Origin of the sequence: Aureitalea sp. L0-47, from assembly GCF_026126405.1 — a bacterium.
Lineage (GTDB): Bacteria > Bacteroidota > Bacteroidia > Flavobacteriales > Flavobacteriaceae > Pukyongia.
Window position 1 is genome coordinate 1 of the sequence record NZ_JAFMTQ010000013.1, and the last position, 12,402, is coordinate 12,402.

At 44.3% G+C, this 12,402-nt stretch carries 10 protein-coding genes; 6 read left to right on the plus strand and 4 right to left on the minus strand.

What is annotated here, in order from left to right; all coding sequences use genetic code 11:
- Positions 1-214: 214 nt before the first annotated feature.
- The 4 genes from J1N09_RS12010 (at position 215) to J1N09_RS12025 (ending at position 7,859) form a co-directional block, all read left to right on the plus strand.
- Positions 215-940 (plus strand): hypothetical protein, encoded by a 726-nt coding sequence (locus tag J1N09_RS12010; protein WP_265200478.1) that lies wholly within the window; start codon positions 215-217, stop codon positions 938-940.
- Between the two features lie 708 nt (positions 941-1,648).
- Complete coding sequence (locus tag J1N09_RS12015) at positions 1,649-4,645, plus strand: DNA polymerase III subunit alpha (RefSeq protein ID WP_265200479.1); 2,997 nt, start codon at positions 1,649-1,651, stop codon at positions 4,643-4,645.
- Between the two features lie 417 nt (positions 4,646-5,062).
- A complete protein-coding gene (gene dinB / locus J1N09_RS12020) occupies positions 5,063-6,280 on the plus strand; it encodes a DNA polymerase IV (RefSeq protein WP_265200480.1) in 1,218 nt (405 codons plus the stop codon).
- 154 nt (positions 6,281-6,434) lie between these two features.
- Entirely contained in the window at positions 6,435-7,859 is a 1,425-nt protein-coding gene (locus J1N09_RS12025; RefSeq protein WP_265200481.1) for an L-serine ammonia-lyase, read from the plus strand.
- A gap of 3 nt (positions 7,860-7,862) precedes the next feature.
- Here J1N09_RS12025 and J1N09_RS12030 read toward each other — a convergent pair whose 3' ends face one another.
- Positions 7,863-8,327: a nuclear transport factor 2 family protein gene (locus tag J1N09_RS12030; RefSeq protein ID WP_265200482.1), complete on the minus strand. Its 465-nt coding sequence runs from the start codon at positions 8,325-8,327 to the stop codon at positions 7,863-7,865.
- An 80-nt stretch (positions 8,328-8,407) separates the two neighbouring features.
- On the opposite strand from J1N09_RS12030, the gene panB reads away from it, so the two are divergent.
- Positions 8,408-9,226 (plus strand): 3-methyl-2-oxobutanoate hydroxymethyltransferase, encoded by an 819-nt coding sequence (gene panB / locus J1N09_RS12035; RefSeq protein WP_265200483.1) that lies wholly within the window; start codon positions 8,408-8,410, stop codon positions 9,224-9,226.
- A 14-nt stretch (positions 9,227-9,240) separates the two neighbouring features.
- Positions 9,241-9,927, plus strand: coding sequence for an RluA family pseudouridine synthase (locus tag J1N09_RS12040; RefSeq protein ID WP_265200484.1), 687 nt, complete (start codon positions 9,241-9,243; stop codon positions 9,925-9,927).
- Here the strand turns inward: J1N09_RS12040 and J1N09_RS12045 are convergent.
- The 3 genes from J1N09_RS12045 to J1N09_RS12055 form a co-directional block, all read right to left on the minus strand.
- Complete coding sequence (locus J1N09_RS12045; RefSeq protein ID WP_265200485.1) at positions 9,924-10,574, minus strand: response regulator transcription factor; 651 nt, start codon at positions 10,572-10,574, stop codon at positions 9,924-9,926. The two genes, J1N09_RS12040 and J1N09_RS12045, sit on opposite strands and share 4 nt — an antisense overlap.
- On the minus strand, positions 10,571-11,347 hold the full coding sequence (locus J1N09_RS12050; protein WP_265200486.1) for a sensor histidine kinase: 777 nt from the start codon (positions 11,345-11,347) through the stop codon (positions 10,571-10,573). Before J1N09_RS12050 ends, J1N09_RS12045 begins: the two co-directional genes overlap by 4 nt.
- 688 nt (positions 11,348-12,035) lie before the next feature.
- Positions 12,036-12,254: a hypothetical protein gene (locus tag J1N09_RS12055; RefSeq protein WP_265200487.1), complete on the minus strand. Its 219-nt coding sequence runs from the start codon at positions 12,252-12,254 to the stop codon at positions 12,036-12,038.
- Between the last annotated feature and the right edge of the window lie 148 nt (positions 12,255-12,402).

Here is a 12,402-nt window from a genome sequence, read left to right on the forward strand (position 1 = left end):
ATCACTTCCGACAATGGTCTATTAATAAAGAATAACAATAAAGAATAATTAATCAACACCCGACATCCACATCTTCCGAAGCAAACGAAGTTTGCGAAGGGAGACCGACACCCAACATCAATTCCACGATTCATCTCAAACTACAATACTAAATAACTGATATAAAGCACTTTGATGAATATTTTGTATATTTAAGTACAAACAACCACTAATCATGAAAACAAAATACCTCCTGCTGCTACTCACATTATTTTTTGCAACCTCAAACATCTCATCACAGGATATCCTTGGCGGAATACAACAGGTCGCCGCGATGGAGAACGAGGAAAGCGGAGTAGAAAATTCGAATGAAGGTTCCGATGAAGTGCAACAACAGGCTGAAGACTGGTGGGACCAGGAAGTAGATGAAAATGCAGCATTTCTTGCAGGTTTAGAAGACCCGGATGAAAAATGCATTGCTATGTTGATGATCTGGGCTCACGGATATCAGAAATTGAAAAACGAGACGCATGATACCGCAGATTGTAAAAGGAGATACGATCTCTATGGCATGCAGATTTTATCACTTACCGCTGGAAATACCATGATTTACTGCACGGAAGACCTCTACAACTATGGGGAAGATGACTTAGGAGTCATAGCAGAAAAGTTCTTTGATAATTATTTCGAAAACATTGGAGAATATATTGCCAGTAGCACTCCTGATGCCGAGTTGCGCTACGACGGTTATGGGAATAAGGCCTTCTTCGCTAAAAAGTTACACTGGGTATTGGACAATTTTAACGACCGTTCGGTTAAGAATAATAATCTCTCTCATTCAACTTCGCTTTACCTCGGAGCAACTCTTATGGATATCCTCAATTATCTCGAACCCTATAATTATATACATAACGTTGCTCTTTTAGGACGCGCTATGGACGAATTAGGCTGCGGAGGGTAAAGCGACGCTAATCTCAAATTCCAAATCTCAAATAACGAATTCCAAAAATTCAGTTTTCAGTTGTGGGTTATCGGTTAGCGTGATAGGTATGTTCGTATGCCTGCACTGAGCATAGTCGAAGGGTGCGTATGTTCGTATGTTTAAAGGTATCAAAATACCAGTAGTGCAGCGACTCACAATTAAAGACTACATTAGATCGCTGCGCTGTTAGGTTTTTAGATATTAGATTTTAGACTAAAGCCTTCTAACTTCAATCTTCCGACTCACTACTCACCCTTCACCTCTCACTACTGGAAAGTAGCGCTTCGCTCTTAGTATTTTAAATTCTTGGATTCTTAGACTACTTACACCCGGACATCCGACAACTAAAAGTTGGTGAGTTTAAAAGTTTAGGTGTTTAAAAAGTAATGCTCACACTTTGATCATGCCAAGGTATCACTTCCGACAATGGTCTATTAATAAAGAATAACAATAAAGAATAATTAATCAACACCCGACTCTCGACTTCGAACTCCCGACTCCCGACTTTAGACTTTAGACTTTAGACCCTGGTATAATAGTATCGCTTCGCTGTTGGTATCTTAGAATGTTGGAAAAAGACATCGGTCATCCGACATCGGACACCCGACACCCGACACCTAACCCAAAAACTTATCAACAAAGCACATATAATTTGGAATATTTCCATATATTTGGAATAATTCCAATATGTTTATTAATACACACACATATTATAGTCTGCGATACGGTACCATAGCCGTGAAGGAACTGCTGCAACTGGCAAAGGATAAAGGCATTCGTACCCTCGCAGTCACCGATGTCAACAACACCTCGGCCTGCCTGGAGATGCTGCGGGTGGCGCCTGAGTTCGATATCCGGATCGTGATAGGCGTAGATTTCAGGAACGGTGCGCAGCAACAGTTCGTTATGCTGGCCAGGAACAACGAAGGTTTCCTGAATATCAATCGTTACCTCTCCGCTTTCCTGCACGATGATGGAACTATTCCAAACCGGGTCGAAACACTCCCCCACACCTTTGTGATCTATCCCTTCGGAAGTTTTGAAGGCGATGAACTACAGGAACACGAATTCATCGGCGTGCGAAAGGAAGAGCTCAACAAGCTGAAATTCTCTCCCTGGAACAAGCGTCGGGAGAAACTGGTCGTGCTGCAAACCGTCACACATATCAGCAAAAAAGGGTTCAATACCCACCGGCTGCTTCGGGCGATAGACAATAACACCCTGCTCAGCAAGCTCCCGGTTTCCGAACAAGGCAACGAATACGACAGGCTCTGTTCCGAAGAAGAACTCAAAGAGGCCTTCACCGAATTCCCAGAACTGATCAAGAATACAGAAAAGCTACTTCAGTCCTGCTCCATCGAATTCGATTTCTCCAAGGAAACCCCTAACAACCAAAGGTCGTACACAGATAATGAGGAACTGGACTACAGATTGCTAAAGAAACTCGTCTACGAAGGCCTGCCCTATCGTTACGAAACCTCTACCGATACCATCTTGGACCGTATTAAGAAGGAACTGGACATAATTCGGGAGAAGGGGTTTGTCTCCTACTTCCTCATCAACTGGAAGATCCTGAAATATGCCCGCAGCAAAGGTTATTTCTACGTGGGCCGTGGCAGCGGTGCCAATAGCATAGTCGCCTACCTGCTACGCATCACTGATGTGGATCCTATAGAGCTCGACCTCTATTTTGAGCGATTCATCAATCTCTACAGGAAGAACCCGCCGGATTTCGATATCGACTTCTCCTGGTCAGACCGGGACGACATCACCGAGTTTATGTTCCGAAGGTTTAAGAATACTGCCCTGCTCACGGTGTACAACACTTTTAAATACAGGGCGTCCATTCGCGAGCTGGGGAAGGTTTTTGGACTCCCAAAAGAAGAACTGGACAGGCTTTCCAAAGGAGATTACGATTTCCGCAGGCTGGACAAGTTGTCTCAGCTGGTGATCATGTACAGCAGGCGCATACAGGGGTTCCCGAATTACCTGGGGATACATGCAGGCGGCATTCTTATTTCTGAAAAGCCCATCCACTATTACACCGCCACCTTCATGCCCCCAAAGGGATTCCCCACCACTCAGTTCGACATGATCGTAGCCGAAGATATCGGGCTGTACAAGTTCGATATACTGAGTCAGCGAGGCCTCGGGAAGATCAAGGATGCCGTGGAAATAGTGAAATACAACCACCCGAACGATCCGCCTATCGACATACACGATATCAAGCGGTTCAAGGAGGATGAGCGTATCAAATACCTCCTTCGGAACGCAAAAGCAATTGGCTGTTTTTATGTGGAGTCACCAGCCATGAGGATGCTACTGAGAAAACTCCGGGTAGACAACTACCTGGGGTTGGTAGCAGCCAGTTCGGTAATACGGCCGGGGGTATCTCAATCGGGAATGATGCGGGAATACATCCTGCGATACCGCTTTCCCGAAAGACGTAAGGAAGCCCACCCTGTGATGATGGACATCATGCCCGAAACCTATGGGGTGATGGTCTACCAGGAAGATGTGATCAAAGTGGCCCACTACTTTGGCGGACTTACCCTGGGCGAAGCCGATATGCTGCGCAGGGGGATGTCCGGGAAGTTCCGGTCTCGGGACGAATTTGCCAAAGTGAAAGACCGGTTCTTCAGCAATTGTAAGGAAACGGGGAAATCGGAAGAGCTCACCAAGGAGATCTGGCGACAGATAGAGAGCTTTGCAGGCTACGCCTTTGCCAAGGGGCATTCGGCCTCTTATGCAGTGGAAAGCTACCAGAGCCTCTTCCTGAAAGCCTATTACCCTTTGGAATATATGGTCGCCACGGTAAACAATGGCGGCGGATTTTACAGACCTGAACTATACGTACACGAAGCCCGTATGCACGGTGCCAGGATACTGGCGCCCTGTGTGAATTACAGTCGGGCGGAAACGGTGATCTACGGAAAGGATATTTACCTGGGATTTGTATTCCTCCACTCGCTGGAGCGTAAAGTGATCAAGACCATCCTGAAGAACAGGGAAGCTGAAGGGTTCTTTATGAGCCTGGATGACTTCCTGGACCGGGTACCGATCTCCATGGAACAGATCTCCATACTCATTAAGATAAATGCCTTTCGGTTTACCAAGAGAAACAAACGCGAACTTTTATGGGAAGCACATATGAAAATCAATAAAACAACATTCGACGAGAACATTCAGACACTTTTTCAGACTGAAAAAATAAGTTTTAAGACCCCTGAACTGCCCAGCACACCGCTGGAAGAAGCCTTTGACGAGATGGAACTCATTGGGTTCCCACTCTCTAATCCTTTCAAACTGTTACTGGCGCCATCGCGTAGTAAGATACGGGCCAGGCATTTGCCCGATTATGTTGGAAAAACCATCACTATCGAGGGTTACCTGGTAACCGTAAAGAATACGGCTACTTCGGGCGGGAAGCGCATGCATTTCGGGACCTTCGTGGACCGGGATGGTGATTTTTTAGACACGGTACATTTCCCCCCGGTGGCGGCGAGGTATCGTTTCCGGGGAAAAGGGATCTATGGGATCACGGGCAAAGTAGTAGAGGAATTCGACTGCATCACTATCGAAGTAACCAAGATGGTGCGCTATCCTATCATTGAGGACCCGCGCTATTCAGCGAATGATTCCACTGCGAAGTTGCATTCGAAGCGGTATAAGAATAGAGTGTGAATTAATCAATTTCTTTTTGTTTCTCTTCTTTTTTGCATTGCCCAAAAAAGAAGCAAAAAACTCTAGCGCTGCAGAGCACTTGTTCACCCGCCATGTCTTTACCTCGCAACTAAAGGAACTCACCACCTTCGGTGGTTCAAACAGCCTTTAGTTGTCCTCTCGGTTGCATCCGGCGGGTCCCGAAGTCGTCTCTGAGGCGCAGTTTTTAGCTCTGGCCATAGTTAAAACCCTTTTCGTCAGTATAGATGAGTAATTTCCGTGAAGAAATCGCGAAGCCTTGTAGTGATTTTAGGAAATTATGAATGGTTTTGGACCGAAGGACCAAAAATACCTACGAAAAGGCGCCGTTTTCTTTGGTTCGTTTCTTTTGGGCGAGCAAAAGAAATGAACGGAAACTAATTACTGGAAAAAATAAGAATGTTCAATACCCGCAACATAGTCCACATGGACCTCGACACTTTCTTCGTATCCTGCGAGCGCTTGCTCGACAGCCGACTGGAAGGAAAACCCGTGCTTATTGGCGGCACCAGCGACCGTGGGGTCGTGGCGTCCTGCAGCTACGAGGCACGCTCTTTCGGAATACACTCTGCCATGCCCATGCGCCTGGCAAAACAACTATGTCCGGAAGCTATAGTGCTTAGGGGGAATTCAGGGATATACAGTAAATTCTCCAATTCCGTTACCGACATCATCAAGGAAAGTGTTCCACTCTACGAAAAAACCTCGGTAGATGAATTTTACATCGACCTCACCGGGATGGATAAGTTCTTTGGCTGTCATAAACTGGCCAGTGAGATCCGCAAGCGTATCATCAAAGAAACCGGGCTTCCTATCTCCTTCGGATTGTCCATCAATAAAACCGTTTCCAAGATCGCCACCGGAGAGGCCAAACCCAATAACCAGATACAGGTAGTGCACGGCCATGAAAAACCCTTCCTCTCCCCGCTTTCGGTGAGCAAGATCCCCATGGTGGGAAAAGTGACCTATCGCCAGCTGTGCGACCTGGGGATCAAGCGCATCAGGACCATACAGGAAATGCCAGTCGAAATGATGACAAAGGTCTTCGGGAAGAATGGCCAGCTGATCTGGAAGAAGGCCAATGGCATCGACAACAGTCCGGTAGTTCAGTACAACGAACGCAAGTCCATCTCCACCGAACGCACTTTCGACCGTGACACTACCGACGTAAAAAAACTAGAGAGTATCATCATAGGCATGGCCGAAAACCTGATCTATCAGCTTAGGCGGGGCAACAAACTAACCGCTTGTGTTACTTTTAAAATTCGCTATTCCGATTTTCAGACCTACACCCAGCAAAGGCGTATTCCCTACAGTTCGGCAGATCATAAGATCATGCCTGTTGTAATGGAGCTCTACAAGAACCTCTACCAGCGCAGACTATTGGTTCGATTGGTGGGTGTGCGGTTCAGTCATTTGGTAGAAGGAGGCCAGCAGATCGACCTGTTTGAAGACAATGAAAAGATCATTAACCTCTACCAGGCTATGGACCGTATGCGGGAGCGCTACGGCGACCGGGCAGTGATAAAAGCAGCAGGCATGGGAGCCAAAAGTATAAGCAGGTGGAATCCCTTTACTGGTGAACCTCCCCCACTACTGGCGAACAGGCGGCGATAAGACCGTCAGTTCGAGTGATCCGCCAAAGGCGGATTGTATCGAGAACCACCTCTCGATACGTTCTTTTACGCTTCGCTACAAAGAACACTCGAAGTGACAAATTATTTCTAATACGTTTGCATAAAATCTTACATTTACCCAGCAAAACAACCATATGGAAAGCATTAGCGTATTCGATATGCTCAAAATAGGTGTGGGTCCTTCCAGTTCCCATACCCTTGGTCCGTGGCGTGCGGCAAACCGCTGGGTTAAGGAACTAAAAAAAAGCGACCAACTAAAGAACATCAATTCTGTTCAGGTGCAGCTCTACGGTTCACTATCTCTCACAGGAAAAGGACATGCTACCGATATCGCTTCCATCTTGGGCCTCATGGGAACAGATCCCGTAACCTACCCAATTGAGAACATCACTTCGGAAATAGAACTTGTTCGACTCTATAAACGACTTAATCTAGGGGGTGAACACATGATAGAATTTAACCTCGAGGAAAACATTAGGTTCAACCGAAAGTTTCTACCCTTTCATCCCAATGGAATAACTTTCACCGCCATTTTAAAAGATGGTTCAAAAAGGTCCCAAACCTATTATTCAATAGGTGGTGGGTTTGTGGTTCAGAAAGAACGAAAACGCAAGAAAATAAAAATGGAGCAATTCAGTCATTTCCCATACCGCGTTGAATCGGCAACCGAACTGCTCCGTTTTTGTTCAGAAACCAACAAACCAATTAGTGAAATTGTAATGGAAAACGAACTTTCCATGCGTTCAAAAGACGAGATCGAGGCCGGATTAAAATCCATTTGGGATGTGATGCTCAATTCCATGTACACCGGCTGTCATACCGAAGGAACGCTGCCTGGCGGATTGAATGTAAAACGAAGAGCTTTCGAAATTCACAAAAACCTAATCGGTTCCACTCTATATAGCGACCCCTACGAATGGATTCCAGTAATTAGAAATACTGAAGTTAAGTTCAGACAGATACTCAAATGGGTAAGTTGTTTTGCCTTATCGGTTAACGAGGTAAACGCATCGCTGGGCCGAGTTGTTACCGCCCCTACCAATGGAAGTGCGGGAGTAATTCCAGCCGTGCTCATGTATTACCTGGTCATTGAAAATCACGATGGAAACTTCGATGACATCTTCAGATTTCTTCTCGTAGCAAGCGAAATAGGCAGCCTGTTTAAGAAGGGGGCTACAATATCTGCTGCCATGGGAGGATGCCAGGCCGAAATAGGAGTTTCTTCCGCCATGGCCGCAGGAGCACTTGCAGAAATTATGGGCGGCTCTCCGGAGCAAGTGTTGATGGCCGCCGAGATTGCTATGGAACATCACCTAGGACTAACCTGCGATCCGATCGCCGGACTCGTTCAGATCCCGTGTATTGAACGAAATGCCATGGGTGCTATAAAGGCTATCAACGCCTGTGAAATGGCCCTGGATTCCGATCCTAGTCATGCCAAGATCCCACTGGACAAGGTAATCGCCACCATGTGGGCGACTGCTCAGGATATGGGTAAAAAATATAAAGAAACAAGTGAGGGAGGCCTGGCAGTACAGGTAAATATTTCCGACTGCTAAACCTTATTCAGTCTTGCAACTACTTCTTCTGCGAGAGTCGATAAGATGTACGATCTTCCAGCCGTCGTTGGTTTTCGCAAGTGTAAATGCGTTCGCACCACAATGCCTAAAGGATCCGTTTAGCCAAAACTCATAAGGCGTCCATACATGCGCGAGGTTACCATCGATCTGTACTTTATAGTCAAGCAAACGCTCTTCCCATTTTTGTTCGGCTGGCCTATTCCCAATTGCTTTGATAAAATCCTCACCATTGCTATCGTTCACCATATGCTCACCTTCTTTATTTGTAAAAACCGTTTGAGTGGGCAAATCTTTAACCATCACAGACCTCATTTTTACAGTATCTCCTTGGTGGAAGCCTTCAAAAAAGGTATCGATCACACCACGGGCATCGGCTTCAGTGAAATTGCTTTGAGCGCTAATAAATATTGAGGACAGGAAGATTGAAACGTAGACAAATATTTTCATGTGGTGCTATATTATAGGTTGTTCAGTTAAAGAGTTTGAAAATTAGTACTTTTACCCGTCAAATTGTTACACCCTTCTATATGTCGATAGCAAAAAAAGAATACAAGCGGATCACTACCAAGACCCTGGTAGATATGAAACAGAATGGAGAGAAGATCTCCATGCTCACCGCTTACGATTATAGCATGGCAAAGATCGTTGACGGCGCAGGGATCGATGTGATCCTCGTTGGAGATTCTGCCTCGAATGTGATGGCGGGCCATGAAACCACCCTACCAATCACACTAGACCAGATGATCTATCATGCATCTTCCGTGATTCGTGCAGTAAAACGCAGCCTGGTTGTAGTGGATATTCCCTTCGGAAGTTACCAAAGTGACCCCAAAGAGGCCCTACGTTCCGCAATTCGAATTATGAAGGAAAGTGGAGCTCATGCGATAAAGATCGAGGGTGGGAAAGAGATAAAAGAATCGGCCAAGCGAATACTAAATGCGGGAATTCCTGTGATGGGTCATCTGGGCCTGACGCCTCAGTCCATTTATAAATTCGGAACATATACCGTACGTGCCAAGGAGGAAGAAGAAGCCGAAAAACTAAAGGAGGACGCAAGGATTCTCGAAAAGTGCGGTTGTTTTGCCATTGTATTAGAAAAAGTTCCGGCCAAATTAGCTGCTGAAGTAGCTGCAGAGCTAACCATTCCAATTATCGGTATTGGAGCCGGAGGTGGGGTCGACGGGCAGGTATTGGTAACTCATGACATGCTTGGTATGACCCACGAATTCAATCCACGATTCCTCAGGAGATATCTGGACCTTTATGCAGAAATGACCAATGCTTTCGAGCAGTATATCAAGGATGTGAAGAGTCGTGATTTCCCAAATGAGGAGGAACAGTACTAAACGTCTTCGAAGGTATGCACAGTACCAGAAATAATCTTCAGGTTCTCTATGAGGATAACCATCTCATTGTCGTAAATAAGCGCCCAGGCGATATCGTCCAGGGAGATAAGACCGGCGACAAGCCGCTTTCAGAGGTGGTAAAAGAATATATCGCTGAAAAATACAATAAGCCGGGAGCTGTCTTTCTGGGTGTTGTCCATCGACTCGACAGGCCCACAAGTGGCGTGGTCTTATTTGCGCGTACTTCCAAAGCTTTGGGGCGTATGAACAAATTATTTTCAGAAAGAGATACTAGAAAAATCTATTGGGCGGTCGTTGAAAACAGGCCACCCAAAAGGAAAGACACGCTGGTTCATTATATGAAACGCAATCCGAAGCAGAATAAATCTTATGCCCATAAGAATGAAGTTCCGGATAGTAAAAAGGCCATTCTAAATTACTCAATCGTCAAAGAACTGGATAACTACTATTTACTGGAAATTGAACTGGAAACTGGCAGACATCATCAGATCCGGTCCCAACTTTCAGCTATTGGATGTGTTATAAAAGGCGATCTGAAATACGGTGCCAAGCGAAGTAATAAGGATGGAAGTATTCATCTACATTCAAGAGAACTTACATTTATTCATCCGGTAAAAAAAAAGGAAATTAAAATTGTGGCTAAACCGCCTTCAGATGCTATTTGGAATAGCTGCGTTTAGATCTCGATAATATTGTTCTTCAGAGCGTAGATCACCAATCCTACCCTATTCTTTATATGCAGTCGATTAAAGAGCTCTTGTCGGTAGCCATCGATGGTCTTAGGACTCAAATTCATCACGTCGGCGATCTCCTTGTAGGTCATCTCGGAACATGCCAATTGCATGAAAGTTAGCTCGTTCTCCTTGAATTTGACCTCCACCTCCTTATTGGACGGCTGTATGGAATGAAGCAATGTAGCTGCTACCTTTTCTGAATGATAATACCCTCTATCCATTACCTCAGAGAGCGCTATCTTTAGTTTGTCCGGGTGGATATCTTTGAGCAAGTAGCCTTTCGCGCCATTCTGAAGCATCTTCAGAATAACTTTCTCATCGTCCTCCATGGAAAGTGCAAGGAATTTTATTTGCGGGTAGTTTTCGTTTAACCAGGCAGCGGTTTCAAAACCATCCATTACGGGCATATTGATATCAAGGAGTACGATATCCGGTGCAACACCGTTCGCCTTTAGTTTATGCTGAAGTTCTTTTCCATTACTGGCGTGAAATAAAACCTTGAACCCATCAAATGAATTGATCAGCTTTTCGAGAGAACCGGAAAGCAATAGATGATCATCAACAATGGCAACAGTATGCAGACGTTGCTTCATGACTTCAGAGGATATAATAAGTTAAGTTTTGTTCCTTTACCGGGATCAGAGGTTAATTCGTACTCCGCTCCAAGAAGATCTGCTCTACCGCGCATATTGTGCAGTCCGGAATTCCCGGCATTCACCGAAGTATCGAACCCAACTCCATCATCATCAACATTGATCTCCAACTCTTGTTCCCGATAACATAAATGTACAAATAATTTATCGGCTTTGGCGTGTTTTATAACATTGGAGAAGAATTCCTGGAGAATTCGGAAAATAATGATCTCGTCTGCGCTTGGTATAGTAACTGGCTCTCCCTCAATTTTCAAGTCTGCATGAAGAAAATTGAGTCGGTTGAACCGTTCCAATTCTGTACGAACCGATTCGATAAGGCCGTTATTTTGGATCACGTCTGTATTCAAGGTCCTGGAAAGTGCTCTTACCTCCTGTACTGTGGCAGCCACAACGTCCTTGGTCTCTTTGATCTGCGACTTCAATTCTTCTGGGACATGGTTTTGTACCATGTTCAGCTGAATGTTGGCAACAGAAAGTAACTGCCCTACATTGTCGTGTAATTCCCAGGCAATGTTCTTTAGAGTCTGTTCCTGAATCTCGAGTCGGGAGTTAGTGAGCTCTGTTTCGAACTTCTTTTCGGCTTCTAGGCGCTCTATAATCAGTTTATTCTTTCTTCGCTGAAAGGCGATTACAAATATTACCACGAATGCCACCAAAATAAATATGATGACTACAAAGTAGAGTATTAGGAGGAAGTTTTCTTTCTGGAGCATACTATAAATCCGATTGTAAATAATGAGTACATAAAAATGTTCGTGTAAAGGTAGACAGCATTATGCAGCTTGATAAAAAATGTATTTTCCTCACTGAAATATTCCGAAAAAATGTCAACAGGAGTAACACACAAATTAAATACCATTAAGCCAACAGAAATGTACATAGGGAGAAATTTTTTCAGTTTCAAGATTAAGTCGGTTTGTAAGAGTTCAAAATAGAATAGAATAATACACACAATTAATAGGAGCGTACCAACCATTATTGTGTATAAAGCATTAGATTCGAAATAAACACCACTTAAAACTAAATTTATAGCCGCGGAAATACCGAAAATCGACACTGCAGCTTTCAAAGCAAACCTCCATTTCTGATTTCTCAAGAAATGAATAAAATAAAGAGATAAGAAAATATAACTATATAAAACGTATGGATTGTATAACCATTTATGATCCTCGAACACTGTATTTTCAACAAACGAAAAATATTTGAAATCAGAGAAGTGTGCAATTGGTGCGTACGCCCCAATAACTTCAACAAAAAAAGTGATCCACAGAAAAATTACTAAATGCCGATTCATTCCACGTGCCTTTGTCCTAAAAAGAAAGAAACTACCTGCCAATGCGGCAAATAGTTCCATTATGGTAATAGGTAATGTGTTGGCAAGAAAATCGGAAAAACTCAATTCTAATAGACGTTAGGAGGCCATCCATTCGTGCCTCTGTTCAATGGTTCAAGATTGTAGTTGTTTGGGGAATTGGAATTTGCACCATAAGTAGGTGCTAAAAATACTGTCGCTGTACTCTTCGAATCTTCTCCTGTAGCCGCAAAGTAAATTCGAATCCCAGGGTTATCAATATCTGCATCTGCCGATCCGTTCTTTACGTATTCTATAAATTCCTCCATTTCAGCCAAAGTAAAGACAACATCAGATATTTCGGGGTCTTGCCCTCTGACTAACTTGGGGGCTCTTGAATTTTGCCAATTCTGGTAAAGAGTCTTTGCTTCGTTAACAGTAATGCAATTTTGAGGTTTAGCCATTATTGAAATTTTT